Here is a 19,884-nt window from a genome sequence, read left to right on the forward strand (position 1 = left end):
CCGACGACCGGACGAGGAAGGTGGCATGACAGGGATATCCCGGCGGCTGCGGCGGGCCGTGACGTCGTTCTTCGCGGACGTGAGACAGCAACGCAACATCGAGGCGTACACGGTGTTCCTGGTGGGACTCGCGGTCGCCGCGCTGAGTCTGGCCGACGCCGTCGCGCTGCGCTACCAACTGGCCGCCCTGCTGCTGGGCGTGAACGTCCTGCTGTTCACCTCGCGGCGCGCGAGCGGCGAGCAGGGCCCGTCCCTGGACCGGGTGCTGCGCGGGCGGGAGGCGTTCCAGCCGTTCGGGGCGCTGCTGCCGGGCGTGGAGGACCTGCGGATCTACGGGCCGACGGCCGCCCACGTCCTGCTGCACAACGCGGACCTCCGCAGACTCGTGCTGGCGAAGGGCGGTGCGGTGCGGTGCGTGGTGCTCGCGCCGGACGCGGAGGCGGTCGCGGGCGCCGCGCTGCAACTCGACGACAGCGTCGACCTCGCCACCACGCTGGCCCACTCGGTGGAGATCCTGCGGCGGCTCGCGCGGGAGCATCCGCGGTTCGAGTTCCGCAGGCTGCCGGTGAACCCGGGGTTCAGTCTGCTGATCGTCAACGCGCACCGCGCGGACGGCTACGCGATCGTGGAGTTCCACGGCTTCCAGGACGACAACATCGCCGACCGGATGCATCTGCGCATCTCCCGCCACGAGTCGCCGCGCTGGCTGGAGTACTGGGTCCAGCGGTACGACGCCCTGTGGAAGGCCGCCCGGCCGGACGCCCCGGACGAGGCGTCGTGACCGTCCCCGCGGCCGGCGACGCCCCCGCCGGCCGCCGTCCCGCCGTGTCCGGCGTGCCCGACGGCTTCCCGGCGGTGGCGGATCTCGTCGCCGGCGCCGGGCCGCGCGGCACCGTCTTCCTGACCGGCGCGGGCATCTCCATGGACCCGCCGTCGTGTCTGCCTTCCGGTCCGGCCCTGACCCGGCGGGTCTGCGACGCGTTCCTGGAGCCCGGCCTGCCGGCGGAGATCCACGCGCTGCACGCGGCGCTCGGCTGGCGGGCGCCGCCCGGCTGCCCGCTCGACCGGGACCCGCGCGCCCCGCGCCCACCCGCCCAGCCCCGGCTGGAGACCCTGCTGGGCGCCGCTGTGCGGGCCTGCGCGCCCACCCTGGTCCGGCCGATGGAGGTGCTCGCGGACGTGCGGGACGCCGTCCCCAACGCCGCGCACGACCTCTTCGCCCGGCATCTGATCGCCGGCGGGCGGCACATCACGGCCAACTTCGACGGCTGCATCGAGGCGTGCTTCCGGGAACTGACCGGCGGCCTGCCGGGTGACGGGATGGTGCAGCACTTCCACCACTCCTTCGTCGGCAACCCGGACGGTGACGGCCTCGGCGCGACCCTGGCGAGCATCCAGGGCGGCCTGGACCCGGCGCACGCCGACGCCCTCCAGCGCACCCTGCGCGAGCACGCGCTCCTGGTCGTGGCCGGCTACTCGGGCAGCGACTTCTTCGACGTCGACACCACGGTGGCGGCTTGGCCGCCGGGGACCTTGTCCGGGCTGCGCGTGGTGTGGATCGCCCACCACACCGAGCCCGGCCACCCCTGGCACGAGGTCTCCCACGGCGACGAGTCGGTGCCCCGGCTGGTGCGGCTGCTGGCGGCGGCGGGCGCGCGGGTCACCGTGGTGTGCGGGCACACCGGCCGGCTGTACCCGGTGTTGCGGGACCGCTGGGACCTCGGTGCGCCACCGCAGCGGGTCTCCGCGCCGACCGCGGGTACGACACCTGCCCCGGCCCCGGGCGACGCTCCCCCCTCGGCCCCCGCCCTCCTCTCCCTGTCCCCGGACGACCCCCTGCGCAGTGCGTGCACCTTCGTGCTGTGCCGTGAGCTGGGGCTGCACCGGCGGCTGGAGGAGATGCTCGCCGACGGCTCCCGGCTGACCGCCGTGTCCGAGGAAGAGCTGTGGTGGGCGCGCTCGGAGTCGTTGTGGGAGCAGGGCCGTTGGCGCGACCTGCGGCGGATGTGGCGCCGGTCGACGCCCGGTGGCGCACGGGGGCCGCTGGCCGCCGCCCGCGCGGAACGCATCGGCGCCACCCTGTGGGTGCAGGGCCGGCTGCTGCCCGCGTACGCCTGGCTCGTCGCGTACCGGCGGCGCTTCCCCCGGGGCGGCGCGGAGTACCTGATGCTGAGCGAGACCGCGGGCCGGGTGGTCGAGCACATGACCTACACGCCGGAACTCCGGCCGCTCGGGCGGCGGCTGGCCCGCCGGCACCACGCCGATCTCCGGCAGCTGTCGCGGGATGTCGGCGCCTCACTGTTCGCCACCCGCAGCGACCTGCAGGACAGCCTGCGCCGGATCGGCGCCGGCGAGCCGCGCGGGGAGCAGGCCACCCGGGGACCCGCCGAGACGGTCTTCGAGGCGGGGAACCTGCTCGCCTGGGTGAGCTACCGGCACCGGCTCCTCCGCGACACGCACCGGCCGCCCCCGCCCGGTGCCACCGACGCCGAACTGCGAGCCTACGAACAGCAGCTGACCACCCGTTACCGGGAGCTGACCGCGTTCTACACCCTGCTCGGCTCCCAGGCGGGCGCCGCCCGCACCGTTCTGCTGCCCGGCGCGGACCGGGTGTTCGGGCCGCGCGAGTACCGGATGCACGTCCGGTCGGTGCAGTACGCGCCCTGGCACCGATTCCGGCTGCTCGCCCGCTACGCCGTGTCCCTGGCCCGGCGCCGGGCCGTCCGCCTTCCTTCGATCCCGAGCCGCGTGCGCCGATGGGGGCGCAGAGGGGAACCGAGATGAGCACCTCCACCTGGGACCTGCGGGACCCCGCGCCGCCGCCCGCCGCCCCCGTCCGCCGGGACACCCGGCCCTGGTATCTGCGCTGGGGCGCGGAACGGGCGGTGACCTCCCCGCGCGTCTGCCACCCGGCGTGCGCGGAGCGCGCCGCGGACGACGCCGCGCCGACGGACCTGTTCTGCCCCGAGGGCGGCCTGGTCCTCCTCGGCAGCGCCTCGCCGGGCGTTCGGCGGTTCGTCCTGTCGCTGCTGGCGCTGCTGTTGCCGAGCACTGTCACGCTGAGCGCCCGCTGGGACAGCCCGCTGCCGTTGCTGGTCCCGGCGCTGGGGTGCGCGGCCCTGTTCACGCTGGCCCCGCTGCGGCCCTACCCGACGACTCGGGGCATCGCGGCGCTGCTGCTGGTGCTCGCCTGCGTGGTCGGTGCGGTGGCCCACTGGGGCGGTACGACGGCGCGCAGGGTCGCGCTGACGTCGGTGCTCGCGGTGGTCGCTCTGCTGTGGGCCTGGTGCGCGGGCCGGATGGCGTGGCACGGCGGCCACAGCGGGCTCGCGGCGCGGCCGGCGGCCCGCGGGCCCGGCGCCGTGGACCCGGCCGACCGGTCCGTCCGCGACCGGCACGAACCGTGGATGCTCCCGGGCGCGCTGACCTTCGGCGCGGCGGCGGGCGCGCTGCCGGCGCTGATGGCCGAGGCGGCACTGCGGTACTGCCCCGACGACTGGCTCTGGAACCCGCCGCAGGTGATCCGGCTGTGGCTGGGCAGAACCCCGTGGCTCGCCGTGCTCGGTGCCCTGCTCACCGCCGTCCTGGCCGGCTTCGTCCATGGCGTGCGCACCTTCGACGCGGCCGTGACGCCGCTGCTCCGACGCCCGGCGGACCTGCCCTTGCTGGACGTGCCCCGGCCCCGCTGGCGGCAGCGCCCGGCGAACGGGTCCGGGCCGCTGGACCAGCTCGTGCAGGTCGTGGGCGCCCTCGCCGATCTGCTGCTCACGGCCGCGGTGGCGCTGGGCTGCATCGTCCTGGACATCCTCGTCCTCGCCGCGGAGCTGATGCTGCGCTCCCTGGTGGCCCTGACCAACCTGCTCTGGCGGGGTCTCGTCTCCGTGACACGGCTGCTGGTGTCCGCCGTGGTCCGGGCGCTGGAGGTGCTGGGCCAGGCGGCACTGCTGGGCGGCGGCGCCCTGCTGCGCTCGCTGCGGGTCCTCGTCGTCCCGCCCGCGCTGCTCGGGACACAACTGGTGTGCGCCTGGTCCTTCGCGGCCGACGGCAACGCCTACCGGGACGGCGGCGCCCTCACCGATCTGACGGGCGCACTGCTCGCACCGCTCCTCGGGTACGCGGCCGCCGCGCTGGCCTGGTCGCTGTGGAGCGGCGAGGGCCTGCGCCGGTGCGTGGGCTCCGCGGCGCGCAGCACCCGGAACGTCGCGATCTGGACGGTCGTGGTCGTGCCGCTCACCTCGTGGCTGGTGTGCGCGCCGTACTGGATCCACCCCCAGCCGGGCGCGGTCCGGCCCGGGCCGGTCTTCTACGGCAGCAACGTGCTGCTGTCCGGTGCGCTCGTGCTGGGGCTGGCCAACCGTCGGCGAGGCGCCGGGAAGGGGGGCGGCTGAGGGGCGCCGACCAGGGCGGGCGTTTTCCGGTTTTCCGGGGTTCCTCCGACCTGCGGCGCAGGGCGTTGCCGGGCCGTCCCGCGCGGCCCTACAACGGGGGCCGGAACCTGCGCAGGGCTTTCCGACCACCGTAGGCAGCGGACTCACGCAGTGAGGAGAGCCCCATGAAGCCGTCCTGGAACAGCGACCGCCGCGACCCCGACGAGCCCGAGGAGCACACGGGCCACGGGGCGGCGTGCCGATGACCCCGTGCGGCCCGGCGGAGCACGCCGGGCCGCGTGCCCGTCCGCCGGCAGGGGTGTGCGCCCTGCCGGACCGGCCCGCAGGGCGCACCCGTCCGGTCCGGCCGGGCCGCCTCCCGGGGCTCCCGGCTTCCGGCGGTCGTGGGCGATTGACATGCCCGCTGACGCGGTGATCAACTCGGCGCATGATCATCGGCGAGGTGGAGATCCGCGACGGCTTTCCTCCGGAGTACGACGGCCCCGGCCCGGTCCGTGGCGAGGCCGGCCGCTCGTGGCCGCGCCCGCAGGGCCGCCGCGCGGGCGTCCCGGCTCCCGGCGAGGCGCTCGCCGCATGAGCTCCGTCGTCTTCCGGTTGACCGCCGGCCGTGCGGGCCGGCAACCGCCGGACGGGATGCCGCTCGTGGCCGTGCAGCACGCGGGCGGAACCTCGGCCGCCTTCCGTCCGTGGACGGCGGCGGCCCACGCCCGCGGGTTCGCGCTCTTCGGCACCCGCACGGCGAAGCCGACCGACCCGCCGGAGCGCCGGAGCCTGCGGGGGCGGAGCCGGGAACTCGCCGAGTCGCTGGCCGCGCTGAACCGGCCGTATGTGCTGCTGGGGCACAGCATGGGTGGCGCACTCGCCGCCGAAACGGTTCTTCAGCTGCGGCGGCACGCCCCCGAGGCGCTGCCCGCACTGCTCGTCGTCTGCGGCACGAACCCGCCCCAGCTGGGCCGGCCGCTGCCCGTGCCGGACGGGACCGACGCGCGGGCGCGGGCCGTGGAGTTCCTGCGCACGGTGGGCGGCACGCCCGCCCGGGTGCTGCAGAACCCCACGATGCGCGAACTGGCCGTCACCATGCTGCTCGACGACCTGGCAGCGCTGCGCGACCACGTGTGGGACGGCTCCCCCGTCACCACGCCGACCGCCGTGTACGCGGGCCGGACGGACCCGGTGGCCCCGCCGGAGTCGGTCGCCCGCTGGGCGGAGATCGCCGCTCCGGTGACGGCACGGGTCTTCGACGGCGGCCACTTCTTCCCGCACGAGCGGACCGCGGAGGTCCTCGACGCGATCCGCCTCGACCTCGAAGGCCGGCGCCCCGCCGCCACCGCCGCCCTGCCCCGGCAGACCGGGCGTACTTCACAGCGGTGACCCGCACCGGCGGCGGCGTCCACCCCGTGGGCTCTCCCCCGCATGCCGCCAAGCTCCTCCGCGCACCGGCCGGTTGCCCGTGCTCGACCGGGGCACAGCTCAGCGGCGTACGCGGGCCGCCGCCTCCAGGATGATGTCGGCGATCCGGCCGGGGACCTCGTTGGGCAGGAAGAACACCGCGCCGGGGAGGGTCACCACCCGGATGTGGGGGCATGCCGTCAGGACGCGCCGCTCCTCGTCGGTGAGGCCGCCGTCGCCCTTCTCCGCGTGGACGACCCAGGTGGGGACGCCCGCCGCGCACAGCCGCTCGGCCCGCTGCTCGTGCCGGTGCAGCCACCGCAGGTATGCCCGCAGCCCGGGCTGCACGTGCCGCGGCACGTTCTTGGCGAAGTCGGCCCGCAGTTCGGCCCGGCGCTGCGGGGGCAGGTCGGCCCGGCCGGCCATCGCCGCCGCCCCCTTGGCCAGCACCGCGGCGGGCAGTCCGCCGAGCACGTCGCCGGCGCGTGCCAGGGCGCGGAAGAACGCCGGTTCGTCCGCCGGGGAGATGCTGACCCCGAGCAGTACCGCCGGTCCCGTGAACGCCCCCGAGACGATCATCTCCAGGGCGACGACGGCCCCCATGCTGAAGCCGACGACGACGTCGGCGCCGACCTCGTCCGCCAGTTCGGCCGTGAGTTCGGCGTACCGCTCGACGCTGCAGTCGTCCGGCGGGGGCGTTCCGGCCTGCCCGGGCAGGGTGACGGCGACGAGCCGCAGTCCCGCCAGGCCGGGCTGCGCCATCACGTCCGCGTACGACCTCGCGCTGCACATGCCGCCGGGCAGCAGCAGCACGGTGTCGCGGCCGTCGGCCGGCCCGGTTTGTCTGAGCTGCCAGTCCACGCTCATGACGCATCGCCTCCAGGCCGCTGGGCGCGCCGGCCCGGCCCTCCCCTCATGCTAGGCCGACCCCGCCGGCCCCGCCCCCGCGCGGACGATCGCGGCGCGGGGCGGTGTGACGGCCCCCACCAGCGGCGTCGGCGGTCGCTTCCCGACGATGTGTGACCTACAGCGCCCGGGCGACGAGCAGGGCCACGTCGTCGTGGTCGTCGGGATGTCTCAGGCCGTACAGGAGGAGGTCGCAGGTCTCCTCCAGCGGCCGCCGCGGTTCGTCGAGGAAGCCGAGCAGGGCGTCGAGGCGGTCGTCGATCGGGTGCTGCCGGGTCTCCACGAGACCGTCCGTGTACAGCACCAGCAGGTCGCCGGCGGCCAGTTCGACGGTGGTGGCCCCGAAGGCGATGCCGCCGACGCCGAGCGGGGCGCCGGCGGGCAGGTCGAGCAGCGTGGGAGCCTGGCCGGGGCGGGCCAGCGCGGGCGGCATGTGGCCGGCGTTGGCGATGCAGCACTGTCGCGTCTCGGGGTCGTAGACGGCGTAGAGGCAGGTGACGATGTAGTGCTCCAGATCGCAGGTGATCTTGTCCAGGTGCTGGAGCACCTCCCCCGGGTCCAGGTCGAGGTCGGCGTACGCGCGCGTGGCGGTGCGCAGCCGGCCCATCGTGGCGGCGGCGTCGATGCCGTTGCCCATGACGTCCCCGACCACCAGGGCGGTCTTGTCGCCGCTCAGGCCGAGCACGTCGTACCAGTCGCCGCCCACCTCGCTGGTGGCCTGCGCCGGCTGGTAGCGGGAGGCCAGTTCCAGACCGGTGTGGTGGGCCGCGTGGTCGGGCAGCAGGCTGCGCTGCAGGGTCAGCGCGGTGTTGCGCACGCTCTGGAACCAGCGCGCGTTGTCGATGGCGATCGCGGCACGGCCGGCCAGCTCGGCGGCCAGGACGACGTCGTCCTCGTCGAAGGGCTCCGGGTTGTCGGTACGTTTGAGGTCGAGAGCGCCCAGGACCTCGCCGTGGGCGATGAGCGGCACCGCGAGGTAGGAGTGGACGCCGGCGCGTTCGAGGAGGGCGGCGGCCTCGTCGTCGCGGGCGATGCGCGGCAGGTCGCGGGCGCCGACGTGCCGTACCAGGATGGGCCGGCCGGTGTGCACGCACAGGGTGACCAGGCGGTCGCCCTCGTAGGCGGCGAGGTCGCCGGGGGTGTCGGCGGCGCGCAGCGCGACCGTGGGGTGGGCCGCCTTCAGGGCGAGGGCGCGGAAGAGTTCGGGCCCGTTGTCGGGTTCCCTGACGCGGCGGCAGGCGAGGGCGGAGTCGAGGACGTCCACGGCGACCACGTCGGCGAGCGCCGAGGTGGCGATCTCGGCCAGCTCCGCGGCGGTCTGCTCCACCTCCAGGGTGGTGCCGACGCGGGTGGAGGCGTCGGCGATCAGGGCCAGCCGGCGCCGGGCCCGGTCCGCCTCTGCGGCCGCCCGGTGCCGTTCGGTGACGTCGACGACGGACGTGGCCGCGCCCAGCACCCGCCCGCCCGGGTCCTCCAGCCGGTAGAAGGACAGCGACCAGGCCCGCTCGTCCTCGGGGTCCGAGGGGGGCCGGCCCACGTGGTACTGGTCGAGCAGCGGGGTGCCGGTGGTGAGGACCTGGCGCAGCGCGGACTCGATGGTGTCGACGTCGGGGAAGGGCAGGGTCTCGCGCAGATGGCGGCCTATGTGGTCCTCCGCGGGGATGCCGTCGATGCGTTCCAGCGCCGGGTTGACCAGCAGGTACCGCAGGTCGGGGTCGAGGAGGGCGAGGCCGATCGGGGACTGGTTGATCAGGCGCTCGCAGAGCGCCAGGTCGGTCTCGACGCGCTGCAGCAGATTGTGGTCGGCGGCCAGGCCCAGGGCGTACACGTCCCCGAGGTCGTCCAGGAGCCGCATGTTGCGGAACTCCATCAGGCGCGTGCTGCCGTCCTTGTGCCGCACGGGGAAGGCGCCGGCCCAGCTGCGGCCCGTCTCCACGACCTCCGCGAACAGCCTGATGACCGCCTGGAAGTGCTCGGGGTGGATGATCAGCCGGGCCGCCGGGCGGCCCAGCGCCTCGCTCGCGGAGTAGCCGAAGAGCTCCTCGGCCTGCGGGGTCCAGAACACGATGCGCCCGTCGGTGTCCAGGACGAGCGCGGCGACGCTGAGCACGTCCAGCAGGGTGGTCCGGCGGGGCTCGTCCTCGCCGTACGGGTCTCGGTCGGACGGGACGGGGTGGGCTTTCATACCTGTCCTCCTGTACCGGCCTGATCCCGCGGTGCCGCCCGGTCCTCCGGTGCCGGACGGATCCTCCGGTGCCGGACGGCGAGGGCCTCCGGGCTGCGCCGGGATCCGCGCACGGCTTCGCCCCCGGCCCTTCCATGCTCTCTCCGGTCCCGAGCGGGGGCGACACAGCGCGCTCGACGGGGCCGGGGCGCCGCGTCGCCCGAGGGCGCCCTGCACCGCCGGAGGGCGTGCGGGGCGGCGGGGCGCGGTCGTGCGTATCGCGCGGACTCGCAGGACGATGGTCGTGTAAAGGACGGGACCCATGAATGCTGCGCAGTTCGGCTCGGATCCTCCGGCGGCAGCGGGAGCGCACGCCCTTCTCGACGCGTCCTCCGACGCGGCTGCCGTGCTGTCGGCCCACGGCGTGGTGCTCGGCTGGACGCGCGGCGCGGAGGAACTGCTCGGCCATCCGGCGCCCGAGGTCGTCGGCCGGTCCGCCGCGTGCCTGACGGCGATGCCCGAGGACCCGGTGCGCATCGCCGGGGTCGCCGAGCGGTGCCGCTCCGGCCGGGGGTGGAGCGGTGTCGTCGCGCTGCGGCACCGTGACGGCCGCCGGGTCGAGGTGGATCTGCGGGTCTCCGCCGCGTTCCGCATCGGGGAGGACGAGTGCTTTCTGCTCTCGGCGCGGGAGCGGCAGGAGCGGTGGACGGTGGGCGAGTCGGTCCTCGACGGTTTCCTCACCCGGTCACCGGTCGGCATGGCGGTGGTGGACCGGCAGCTGCGCTTCATCTGGCTGAACGACACCCTGGAACGCATCGGCGGCGTCCCGCGGGACCAGCGGCTGGGGCGCCGGCTGAGCGAGCTCATGCCCGGACTGCAGACGGAGGCCCTGGAAGGGCTGATGCGCAAGGTGCTGGAGACGGGCGTCCCGGTCACGGACTACGAGTACGTGGGCTGGGCCTGGGCCGATCCGCACCGGCAGCGCGCCTATTCGACCTCCTTCTTCCCGCTGGTCGACGCGGACGACACGGTCACCGGCGTGTGCTACATGGTCCTGGACGTCACCGAGCGGTGGAACGCCCGCCGGCTGCTGTCGCTGGTCAACGAGGCCGGCACCGGCATCGGCAGAAGCCTCGACGTGCTGAGCACGGCACAGGAGCTGGCCGACTTCGCCGTCCCCCGCTTCGCGGACTTCGTCGTCGTGGACCTGCTGGAGACGGTCCTCAGCGTCGAGGGGCACGGGGCGTGGCTGCCGGACGCCGGCCCGGCGTCGGCGGGGCCGGTGATGCGCCGGGCCGGGATGAGCTCGGTGCGGGAGGGCTGCCCGGAGGCCGTGGCGCGGGTCGGGGACCGGGTGGACTTCCTGCCGCCGCCCGGCGACATGGGCACGCTCCTGCGGGGCGCCGCGACCCTCGTGCCGGTGCTCGACGCGGACGACGAGCACTGGACCGCGCGGGACCCGGCCCGGGCGGCCCGGATACGGGAGTTCGGGCTGCACTCCCTCATCTCCGTGCCGATGCGGGCCCGCAACACCGCTCTGGGCCTGACGACGTTCATACGGTCGCGCAACCCCGTCCCGTTCCAGACCGACGACGTGCTGGTGGCCCAGGAGCTCGTGGCGCGGGCCGCGCTGTGCGTCGACAACGCCCGCCGCTACACCCGGGAGCACACGGCGGCCGTCACCCTGCAGCGCAGTCTGCTGCCGGACGCCCTCAGCGGCGGCACCGCACTGGACGTGGCCTCGCACTATCTGCCCGCGGACCCGACCGGCGGGGTCGGCGGCGACTGGTTCGACGTGATCCCGCTGTCCGGCTCGCGGGTGGGCCTGGTGGTCGGCGACGTCGTCGGCCACGGCATCACCGCGGCGGCCGCGATGGGGCGGCTGCGCACGGCGGTGCAGACCCTCGCCGACATGGAGATGCCGCCCGACGAGCTGCTGGCGCACCTCGACGATCTGGTGCTGCGGCTGAGCGAGGAGCAGACCTCCGGCGCGCGGGCCGGCGACGGCGCGACCGCGTTCCTCGGGGCGACCTGTCTGTACGCCGTGTACGACCCGGTCACCCGGCTCTGCACGATGGCACGGGCCGGCCATCCGCCACCGGTCGTCGTCGCACCGGACGGCCAGGTGCACTTCCCCGCGCCGCCCGCCGGTCCGCCGCTCGGGCTCGGCGGCATCGGGTTCGAGACCGGTGAGATAGAGCTGCCCGCGGACTCGCTCCTCGCCCTGTACACCGACGGCCTGGTGCTGGGCGCGGACGGCGACATGGAGCTGGGCATGTACCGCCTCGGCGGGGCCCTGGCGCGGCCCGGCGCCGACCTCGACGCCCTGTGCCGGACCGCCGTGCAGCTCCTCGCGGTCGGGCCCCAGTCCGACGACATCGCGCTGCTGCTGGCCCGCACCCACGCGTTGCGGCCCGACCAGGTCGCCTCGTGGGACGTCGCCGCGGAGGCGGCGGCGGTGAGCGAGGTCCGGGCCCGCGCCACCCGTCAGGTGGAGCTGTGGGGTTATCCGGAACTGGCGATGACCACGGAGCTCGTCGTCAGCGAGCTCGTCACCAACGCGATCCGCCACGCCACGGCGCCCATTCGTCTGCGCCTCCTCCGCGACGCCCGGCTGACCTGCGAGGTGGCCGACGGCAGCAGCACCGCTCCCCGGCTGCGGCACGCCCGCAGCACGGACGAGGGCGGCCGCGGCCTGTTCCTGGTGGCCCAGCTCGCCCACCGCTGGGGCGTCCGGTACACCCCCGAGGGCAAGATCATCTGGGCGGAGCAGGAACTCCCCTGAGCCGTCCGCGTACGCCTGCGACGCCCCGCCGCCGAGCCGCCGCGCCGGCCGGGGCAGCGGGCCGGGCAGCGGGCCGGGCAGCGGGCCGGGCAGCGGGCCGGGCAGCGGGCCGGGCAGCGGGCCGGGCAGCGGGCCGGGCAGCGGGCCGGGGCGGCCGCCCGACGGCGAGCCGCCCCCGCCCCCTTCCGTGCGCGCAGGCGTCCTGATCAGCCGGGCGCGGGCCTCACCGGCCGGCCACGGTCGCCCGGCGCGTGGCCGTGGCCGCCGCGTCGTCGCCGGCGCCGAGCGCGTGCAGGATCTCCTCGACGCTCTGCTTGGCGTCGCCGAAGAGCATGGCGGTGTTCTCGCGGAAGAACAGCGGGTTCTGCACGCCGGCGTAGCCGGAGGCCATGGACCGTTTGAAGACGACGACCTGCTCGGCCTCCCACACCCGCAGCACCGGCATCCCGGCGATCGGGCTGGACGGGTCCTCCTCGGCGGCCGGGTTGACGGTGTCGTTGGCGCCGATGACCAGCACGACCGAGGTGTCGGCGAAGTCGTCGTTGATCTCGTCCATCTCCAGGACGATGTCGTACGGCACCTTCGCCTCCGCCAGCAGGACGTTCATGTGGCCGGGCAGCCGCCCGGCGACGGGGTGCACGCCGAAGCGCACCTCGACGCCCCGCTCGCGCAGCCGGCGCGTCAGCTCCGCGACCGGGTGCTGGGCCTGGGCGACGGCCATGCCGTAGCCGGGTGTGATGATCACCGAGCGGGCCTGGGCGAGCAGTTCGGCCGCCTCCGCGGCCCGCACCTCGCGGTGCTCGCCCTGCTCGGCGTCACCGCTCGCGGGCGCCTCGATGCCGAACCCGCCCGCGATGACGGACAGGAAGGAACGGTTCATCGCCTTGCACATGATGTACGACAGATACGCACCGGAGGAGCCGACCAGCGCGCCGGTGACGATGAGCAGGTTGTTGTCGAGCAGGAAGCCGGCCGCGGCCGCCGCCCAGCCCGAGTAGCTGTTCAGCATGGAGACGACGACAGGCATGTCGCCGCCGCCGATCGAGGCGACCAGGTGCCAGCCGAGCGCCAGCGCCAGCACGGTCACGGCGATCATCAGCGGCAGGCCCGGGCTGACGGTGAACCAGACGGTCAGCGCGACGAACGCGAGGAGCGCGCCGATGTTCAGCGCGTTCTTGCCGGGCAGCATCAGGGGACGGGACTTGATGCGCGCGGACAGCTTCAGGAACGCGACGATCGAGCCGGTGAAGGTGACACCGCCGATGAAGATGCCGATGAACACCTCGGCGTGGTGGATGCCCAGCAGGTCCCCGGCGATCCGGGTCTGGGCCGTGCCGTGCGCCTCCACCTCCAGGTAGCTGTTCCAGCCGACGAGGACGGCGGCGAGACCGACGAAGCTGTGCAGCACCGCGATCAGTTCCGGCATCTGCGTCATCTCGACGCGGCGGGCCCGCCACAGCCCGATCGCCGCGCCGAGCGCCATCGCCAGCACGATGAGGGCGACCGCCCCGGCGGTGATGCTCCGCGACGCGACGACGACGGTGGCGACGAGGGCGAGCGCCATGCCCGCGATGCCGTAGACGACACCGGCGCGGGAGGTGCGGTGCTGGGACAGGCCGGCCAGGCTGAGGATGAACAACAGGGCGGCGACCAGGTCGGCGGCGTGGGAGGCCGTCAGGGACGTCATCTCGGCTCAGCCTTTCGAGAACATGGACAGCATGCGGCGGGTGACGGCGAAACCGCCGAAGATGTTGACGCTGGTCAGCAGGATCGCCACGACGGACAGCACGGTGACGAGGGTGCTCTCGTGCCCGATCTGCAGCAGGGCCCCGATCACGACGATGCCGGAGATGGCGTTGGTGACCGACATCAGCGGTGTGTGCAGCGCGTGGTGCACCTTGCCGATGACGTAGTAGCCGATCACGACCGCCAGCGCGAACACCGTGAAGTTCCCGGCGAGTTGGGCCGGGGCGAAGGCCACCAGCAGGAACATCGCGAGCATGCCGAGCCCGATGAGGCCGAAGCGTGCCGCGGCGGTGAGTCGGGGCCGCCCGGGCGCGGGCGCGGCGGGCTCGCGGGTGGCGGGCGCGGCCGGGGAGGGGGCGGACGGTGCGGCGGAGACCGGCACGGGCGGCGGTGGCCAGGTGACCTCGCCGTCCCGCACCACCGTCACCGCCCGCTGCACGACGTCGTCGAAGTCGATCACCGGCCGGCCGTCCTTGCCGGGGGTGAGGAGCCTCAGCAGGTTGACCAGGTTGGTGCCGAACAGCTGGGAGGCCTGGGCGGGCAGCCGGGAGGCGAGGTCGGTGTAGCCGATGATGGTCACGCCGTTGTCGGTGACCACGGCGCGCCCGGGCACGGTGCCCTCGACGTTGCCGCCCTGGGCGGCGGCCATGTCCACGATGACGCTGCCCGGCTTCATCACGGCCACGTCCGCGGCCGTCAGCAGGCGCGGCGCCGGGCGGCCCGGGATCAGCGCGGTGGTGATCACGATGTCCACCTCCTGCGCCTGGGCGTGGTACAGCTCGGCCGCGGCGCGGTCGTAGTCGGCGGAGGTGGCCTTGGCGTAGCCGTCGCTGCTCGCCTCCTGGACGACGTCCACGGGCAGGTACTCGCCGCCGAGCGACTTCACCTGGTCCGCGACCTCGGGCCGCGGGTCGGTGGCCCGTACGACCGCGCCGAGGCTGGAGGCGGCGCCGATCGCGGCCAGGCCGGCCACGCCCGCGCCGGCGACGAGCACCTTCGCCGGCGGCACCTTCCCCGCCGCGGTGACCTGCCCGGTGAAGAACCGGCCGAAGACGTGCGCGGCCTCGATCACCGCGCGGTAGCCCGCGATGTTCGCCATCGACGACAGCACGTCCATGGACTGCGCCCGCGAGATGCGCGGCACCGCGTCCAGGGCGAGCGCGGTGATGCCGGCCTCGGCGAGCGCCCGGAGCAGGTCGGGGTTCTGCGCCGGCGCCAGCAGGGCGATGACACTCGCCCCGGGCCGCAATCGGGTGATCTCCGCGTCGGACGGGGGGTTCACCTTCAGCACGACATCCGCCGTCCAGGCCTCGCCGACCGCGGCACCGGCGTCGCGGTAGGCCTGGTCGGTGAAGCCGGAGGCCGCGCCGGCCTCGGGTTCCACGACGACCTCGTAGCCGAGGCCGAGCAGCTGCCGCACGGTCGCGGGGGTCGCGGCGACGCGGGTCTCCCCGGAGAGCGACTCGGCGACGACGCCGATGCGCCGGGGCGGGTGGTGCGCGGGTTCCTGTGCAGACATTCTCGTGTTCTCCTCGGGGGGAGGCTGTACGGGTATCCGCTGTCAAAGGGTGTCCACCAGGCTCGTTCCCGGGTGGACGCACGCCGTAGGAACCTACCCGCCCCGGCCGTCCGGGGAGCCGGCGAGGGCCGTGGTGTGTTTCACTCGCCTCACGCGCGCTTCCGCGCGGCGAAAGGACCGGACGAAAGGCGTCCCGGCGCGATGACCAGCCGTATCTGTACCATCGGCCACTCGACGCGCGATGTCGACGAGCTGGTGCGGATGCTGCGCGAGAACGACGTCACCTGTCTGGCCGACGTCCGCTCGTTCCCGTCGTCGCGGAAATACCCGCAGTGGAACCAGGCCACGCTCGCCGCGGCCCTGCCGTCCGACATCGGCTACCGGTGGATCCCCCGGCTCGGCGGCCGCCGGTACACCCCCAAGGGGGTGCCGACGGAGAACGGCGCGTGGCGGGTCAAGGCCTTCCGGGACTACGCCGACTACATGGCCGGCGAGGAGTTCGCGGCCGGTCTGGAGGAACTGCTCGCACTGGCCGGACACGAGCGGCCCGCGATCATGTGCAGCGAGGCGGTGCCGTGGCGGTGCCACCGGCGCCTGATCACCGACGCGCTGATCGTCGCCGGCATCGAGGTCGCCCACATCATGTCGCCGACGTCGACGAAACCGGCCGTCCTCGACGAACACGCGCGCGTGCGCGACGGGCACCTGGTCTACCCGCCGCCCTGAACCGGGGAGGACTGCGGACCTGGTTAGGGTGAGGGCATGACCGAGGTGGCGGTGGTGCAACTGCTGGTGTCGCCCGCGCACCGGCTGGCCGGGCGGCCGGCGGACGGCCCCGCCGCGGGACCGGACGACGAGCGGGTGGAGCGGGTCGAGGTCCGCAGCGGTCTGGGGCTGGTCGGCGACCGGTACTACGGCCGGCCCGCCCACCGGGACGCCTCCGTGACGATCATGTCCGCCGAGAACCTCCCGAGGGACATCGACGCGTCCGCCGACCTGCGGCACACCCGGCGCAACATCCTGCTCAGCGGCGTCGACATCGACTCCCTCGTCGGCGCCACGATCGCCCTGGACTGCGGCACCGGGCCGGTGGTCCTCGCCGTGAACCGCCCCGCCCGGCCGTGCGCCTGGATGGACGTGACCATCGGGGCCGGCGCGCAGCGGGCCCTGCGGGGCAAGGGCGGCGTCCGGTGCACGCCGCTCAGCGACGGGGTGATCACGCTGGGACCGGCGACGTTCAAGGTGCTGAGCGGGCCGCCGCCGGCGCCGTAGCCCGTTTCCGGGCCGCCCGCAGGGGAACCCGCGGCGGACCGAGGAGACGCGCCCCGCGCGGTGGCGTCTCGCCGCCAGGCCGGGGAGAGGCGGGCGACCATGAACGGGACCACGGGCGACGCCCCCGACGACGCGCTCGACCTCCACTTCGTCGGCAACGCGACCGTCCTTCTGCGGTACGGGCCGCTCACCCTGCTGACCGACCCCAACTTCCTGCACCGCGGGCAGTACGCCTACCTCGGCTACGGGCTGCTGAGCCGGCGCCTGACCGAGCCCGCCGTCGACGTGGACGAACTGCCCCGGCTCGACGGGATCGTGCTGTCGCATCTGCACGGGGACCACTGGGACCGGCAGGCGCGGCGCGGCCTGGACCGCTCCGTACCCGTGCTCACCACCCCGCACGCCGCGCGCCGTCTGCGGGTGGTGCACGGCTTCCCGCGCACCGCCGGACTGCGCACCTGGCAGTACTTCACCCTGCAGCGGGGCGACGCGCAGGTGAGGGTCACGGCGCTGCCCGCCCGGCACGCCGGTCACCCGGTGGTGCGCGGTCTGCTGCCGCCGGTGATGGGCAGCATGCTGGAGTTCGGCCCCGTGGGGCGGCCCGCCCGGCTGCGGCTGTACCTCTCGGGCGACACCCTGCCCTACGACGGCCTGGACGAGATCGCCGTCCGCTTCCCGGCCGCCGACCTGGCGGTGCTGCACCTCGGCGGCACCCGTCTTCCCGGCGGGTTCGTGGTCACGATGGACGGGGCGCAGGGCGCGGAACTCGCCCGTCGCCTCACCCCCCGGCGGATCCTGCCGGTCCACTACGGCGACTACACGGTGATGCGCTCGCCGCTGTCGGCCTTCCTCGCCGAGGTCGACCGGATCGGGCTCGGCGACCGGGTCGTGGCGTGCGGCCACGGCGGCCGGGTGCGCCTCGCCCCGGGGGCGGCGGCGACGCTCGTGTGACCGTCCGGCACCGCTCGCCGGCCGGGTCGGGACGCCGGGTGAGTGTGACACTGGGAGCAGAGGCCGCCCCTCGACGACGTGCGGGAGGAGTTCGAAAATGAGCCAGGTCAAAACCAGTTCGCCAGGTCTTCCCCAGCCGCTGCGGTTCGTCGCCTCGGGGCTGCGGCGCGTGCCCGGTGCCGAGCAGGTGGGCCGGTTCGCCGACGGTGCGCTGGAGCGGATCGGCGCGATCTCGCCGCGCGGCCGCCGGATCGCCGTCTACACCGGGGCCGGTGTGCTCGGCGTCGCCGGGGTGGTGGAGTGGCCGGTGGCGCTCACCGGCGCGGCCGTCGCGTGGCTGACCCAGCCGCGCCCCACGCCGGGCCCCGGAACGACGCCGGACTCGGCGGACCTGCAGAGCGCGGTGCGGGACGGCGGTGGCCCCGCCACCGAGAACGTCGCGCCCGGACCGGTGGCCACGGACGCCGCCGACGCCACCCTGCAGGCCCCCGGACCGGGCGACAAGCTCGCCGCCTCGCACTTCCGCCACGACGATCCGGCGGAGCACGTCCACGAGCAGCCGGCGAAGGTCGGTGACCCGGTCACGGCGTCGGCGCTGAAGCAGGTCGCCGAGGCGACGCACCACCACCAGGAGCCGCACCCCTCCCCGGCCGAGCCCCCGGGCGCCACGGACCGCTGATGGTCGCGTACGGAGCCGAGCAACGGGTGAGGATCCCCGCGCTCCGGGCCGGCTGGGTGCGGCAGACCTTCGTGCACTGGCCCTACCCGCCACAGGCGGTGCAGGCCCTGCTGCCCCGGAATCTCGCCGTCGACGCCTACGAGGGCGCCGCGTGGGTGAGCCTGACGCCGTTCGTCATGGCCGGGGTGCGCCCGCCCGGCGTCCCCGGCTCGCTGCCCGGGCTGCCGACGTTCGCGGAGACCAACCTGCGCACCTACGTCCGGGACCGCGACGGGCGCGACGGGCTGTGGTTCCTGACCATCGAGGTGGCCTGCCCGCTGATGCTCGCGGCGTGGGCCGTGGGCGTGCCCTACCACCAGGGCACCCTGCGCGTGGCCGCGCACGGGGACGTGGTGTCGTACACGGGCACCCGGTGGGGCGGTGGGGTGTCCTACCGGCTGACGGTCCGTCCGGGCGCTCCGCTCAGGCCGACGGAGCGGGACGTGTGGCTGACGTCGCGATGGCGGGCGTACTCCCGCCGGTACGGCCTGCTGTGGCGGACGCCGGTCGAGCACGAGCCGTGGCCGCTGCGGGCCGCGGTCGTCGAGGAGGCCGAGCAGACGCTGACCGGCGCGGCCGGGCTGCCGCCGCCCGCCGGCGAGCCCGTGGTGCACTTCTCGGACGGGGTCCGCCATGTGCGGCTCGGCCCGCCCCGGCCGTGGACGCCCGACGGGTCCGGTCCGCCGGAAGCCCACCGGTCCGGTACGCCGGGAAGCCGGCCGTCCGGTCCGCCCGGCGCGGGCTCCGGAGCGGGTGCGTGACCCGCGGGGGGCGCGCTCGGCAGGAATCCCCACAGGGGCGCACCCGGCTGCGGTTCGACGGCTGGATCGCGGGCCTGGGCACCTCCTCCGGGACCCGGATCGTGCTGGGACACTGGCCGCGCTCGCCGTTCGGCCCGTTCAGCGACGTGATGATCGAGCGGCCCGACGGCCGGCGCCTGCTGCTGGCACCCACCCGGCGGGTCGCCGACTTCGTCGCCGCGACGTACCGCTTCGACACGGTGTGCGTCGTACCGGTCGACGTGCGGGTCACCGGCGCGGCGTGGGCGGTGACGGCGGGGCCGCTGCGGCTGCGGTTCACGGCCGGCCGGCCCGGTCCCCTGGGGCTGCTGCTCGCCGCGGTGCCGGGGCCGCTCGTGCGCAGTGCGGCGTGGGCGCGGGTGACCGATCCGCTCGCCCGGCTGATGCTGCGCGGTGTGCGGACCCGCGGCAGCGCGATGCCGGGCCGCCGGGAGTGGTACGGCGCGCGCGGTCTGCGCCGGATCACCGCGCTGTCGGCGTCGTTCGAGGGCGGCGACCTGGGTGCGCCGGCACCGGTCGACCCGCCGGTGCGCTTCGGTTTCGGTTCCGTTCCGCGGCAGCCGGCACTGACACGGGTCGTCACCACCGTCGCGTACTGAACGGGCCGCGCCGGGGCCATGCGCCGGGAGCGCCGGTCAGGGGGCGGGCCGCAGGGCGTTGCGGGCCGCCCGGCGCGCCGTCTCCAGCGCTCCTTCGCGGGTGGTTCCGCGCAGTCCCAGCACGACCCTGGTGCTGAGTCCGTCGAGCAGGGCGAGGAGTTCGTCGGCGGCGGCCGGGACCTCCTCCTCGGGCAGGAGGAAGCGTCCCTGGTGCACCCCGCGCAGCAGCAACCGCTCCAGGTCCTCCTGCCAGGCCCGGTCGAACTCCTCCTGGGCCTCGGCCAGTTCGGCGTTGCCGGCGGCACGCGCCCACAGCTCGACCCACAGCATCCAGCGGGCGTCCCCGGGCCCCGCGGGCAGGTACAGCCGCAAGAAGGCGTCGAGGCGGCGGGCGACGGTGGTGCGCCGGGTCAGCAGGGCGCGCCGCTCCCCGGTGAGCCGGTCCTCGCTCCAGCGCAGCGCTTCGAGGAGCAGCCGGTCCTTGCTGCCGAAGTAGTACAGGATGTGGCCGCCGGAGGTGCCCAGGCGTTCGGCGAGGCCGGCCATGGTCAGCTCGGCCAGGCCCTGTTCGGCGATGGCGCGCATCGCCTCGTCGAGCATGCGCTCGCGGGCGACCGTCCCGCCGCGCCTTCGTCGTGCCACCGGTG

General features: G+C 75.1%; 17 protein-coding genes. 12 read left to right on the plus strand and 5 right to left on the minus strand.

Annotated elements, in window-relative coordinates; all coding sequences use genetic code 11:
* Positions 1-25 precede the first annotated feature (25 nt).
* The 5 genes from ACF1AL_RS35055 to ACF1AL_RS35075 all read left to right on the plus strand — a co-directional run bounded on the left by ACF1AL_RS35055 (position 26) and on the right by ACF1AL_RS35075 (position 5,759).
* Positions 26-781 (plus strand): hypothetical protein, encoded by a 756-nt coding sequence (locus ACF1AL_RS35055; protein ID WP_391698685.1) that lies wholly within the window; start codon positions 26-28, stop codon positions 779-781.
* Positions 778-2,784, plus strand: a complete 2,007-nt coding sequence (locus ACF1AL_RS35060; protein WP_391698683.1) for a hypothetical protein — start codon at positions 778-780, stop codon at positions 2,782-2,784. The genes ACF1AL_RS35055 and ACF1AL_RS35060 overlap by 4 nt, the downstream gene beginning before the upstream one ends.
* The gene (locus ACF1AL_RS35065) at positions 2,781-4,388 is read left to right on the plus strand and encodes a hypothetical protein (protein WP_391777726.1); all 1,608 of its coding nucleotides are present in this window, start codon (positions 2,781-2,783) and stop codon (positions 4,386-4,388) included. The genes ACF1AL_RS35060 and ACF1AL_RS35065 overlap by 4 nt, the downstream gene beginning before the upstream one ends.
* Before the next feature lie 427 nt (positions 4,389-4,815).
* Positions 4,816-4,965: a hypothetical protein gene (locus tag ACF1AL_RS35070; protein ID WP_386913526.1), complete on the plus strand. Its 150-nt coding sequence runs from the start codon at positions 4,816-4,818 to the stop codon at positions 4,963-4,965.
* Positions 4,962-5,759, plus strand: coding sequence for a thioesterase II family protein (locus tag ACF1AL_RS35075; protein ID WP_391777725.1), 798 nt, complete (start codon positions 4,962-4,964; stop codon positions 5,757-5,759). The genes ACF1AL_RS35070 and ACF1AL_RS35075 overlap by 4 nt, the downstream gene beginning before the upstream one ends.
* Positions 5,760-5,858: 99 nt before the next feature.
* On the opposite strand, the gene ACF1AL_RS35080 is transcribed toward ACF1AL_RS35075, so the two are convergent.
* Both ACF1AL_RS35080 and ACF1AL_RS35085 read right to left on the minus strand, forming a co-directional pair.
* Entirely contained in the window at positions 5,859-6,644 is a 786-nt protein-coding gene (locus tag ACF1AL_RS35080; RefSeq protein ID WP_391777724.1) for an alpha/beta fold hydrolase, read from the minus strand.
* 157 nt (positions 6,645-6,801) lie between these two features.
* Complete coding sequence (locus tag ACF1AL_RS35085) at positions 6,802-8,868, minus strand: SpoIIE family protein phosphatase (RefSeq protein WP_391777723.1); 2,067 nt, start codon at positions 8,866-8,868, stop codon at positions 6,802-6,804.
* Between the two features lie 301 nt (positions 8,869-9,169).
* Here ACF1AL_RS35085 and ACF1AL_RS35090 point away from each other — a divergent pair, with 301 nt between their 5' ends.
* Positions 9,170-11,632, plus strand: coding sequence for a SpoIIE family protein phosphatase (locus tag ACF1AL_RS35090; protein WP_391777722.1), 2,463 nt, complete (start codon positions 9,170-9,172; stop codon positions 11,630-11,632).
* A 223-nt stretch (positions 11,633-11,855) separates the two neighbouring features.
* Here ACF1AL_RS35090 and pntB read toward each other — a convergent pair whose 3' ends face one another.
* Positions 11,856-13,319 (minus strand): Re/Si-specific NAD(P)(+) transhydrogenase subunit beta, encoded by a 1,464-nt coding sequence (gene pntB / locus ACF1AL_RS35095; protein WP_384205131.1) that lies wholly within the window; start codon positions 13,317-13,319, stop codon positions 11,856-11,858.
* Between the two features lie 6 nt (positions 13,320-13,325).
* Positions 13,326-14,897, minus strand: a complete 1,572-nt coding sequence (locus ACF1AL_RS35100) for a Re/Si-specific NAD(P)(+) transhydrogenase subunit alpha (RefSeq protein ID WP_366837466.1) — start codon at positions 14,895-14,897, stop codon at positions 13,326-13,328.
* 201 nt (positions 14,898-15,098) lie between these two features.
* On the opposite strand from ACF1AL_RS35100, the gene ACF1AL_RS35105 reads away from it, so the two are divergent.
* From ACF1AL_RS35105 to ACF1AL_RS35130, 6 genes are all read left to right on the plus strand, one after another.
* Complete coding sequence (locus ACF1AL_RS35105; RefSeq protein ID WP_391698670.1) at positions 15,099-15,623, plus strand: DUF488 family protein; 525 nt, start codon at positions 15,099-15,101, stop codon at positions 15,621-15,623.
* 36 nt (positions 15,624-15,659) lie between these two features.
* The gene (locus ACF1AL_RS35110; protein ID WP_366837464.1) at positions 15,660-16,169 is read left to right on the plus strand and encodes a molybdenum cofactor biosysynthesis protein; all 510 of its coding nucleotides are present in this window, start codon (positions 15,660-15,662) and stop codon (positions 16,167-16,169) included.
* A 99-nt stretch (positions 16,170-16,268) separates the two neighbouring features.
* Complete coding sequence (locus ACF1AL_RS35115; protein WP_391777721.1) at positions 16,269-17,120, plus strand: MBL fold metallo-hydrolase; 852 nt, start codon at positions 16,269-16,271, stop codon at positions 17,118-17,120.
* A 97-nt stretch (positions 17,121-17,217) separates the two neighbouring features.
* Complete coding sequence (locus ACF1AL_RS35120) at positions 17,218-17,799, plus strand: hypothetical protein (RefSeq protein WP_391777720.1); 582 nt, start codon at positions 17,218-17,220, stop codon at positions 17,797-17,799.
* Positions 17,799-18,599, plus strand: a complete 801-nt coding sequence (locus ACF1AL_RS35125) for a YqjF family protein (RefSeq protein WP_391777719.1) — start codon at positions 17,799-17,801, stop codon at positions 18,597-18,599. The genes ACF1AL_RS35120 and ACF1AL_RS35125 overlap by 1 nt, the downstream gene beginning before the upstream one ends.
* Positions 18,596-19,237 (plus strand): hypothetical protein, encoded by a 642-nt coding sequence (locus tag ACF1AL_RS35130; protein ID WP_391777718.1) that lies wholly within the window; start codon positions 18,596-18,598, stop codon positions 19,235-19,237. The genes ACF1AL_RS35125 and ACF1AL_RS35130 overlap by 4 nt, the downstream gene beginning before the upstream one ends.
* Positions 19,238-19,273: 36 nt before the next feature.
* On the opposite strand, the gene ACF1AL_RS35135 is transcribed toward ACF1AL_RS35130, so the two are convergent.
* Positions 19,274-19,837, minus strand: coding sequence for a TetR family transcriptional regulator C-terminal domain-containing protein (locus ACF1AL_RS35135; protein ID WP_391777937.1), 564 nt, complete (start codon positions 19,835-19,837; stop codon positions 19,274-19,276).
* Between the last annotated feature and the right edge of the window lie 47 nt (positions 19,838-19,884).

The sequence above is a fragment of the Streptomyces sp. NPDC014801 genome (assembly GCF_043082085.1).
Taxonomy (GTDB): domain Bacteria; phylum Actinomycetota; class Actinomycetes; order Streptomycetales; family Streptomycetaceae; genus Streptomyces.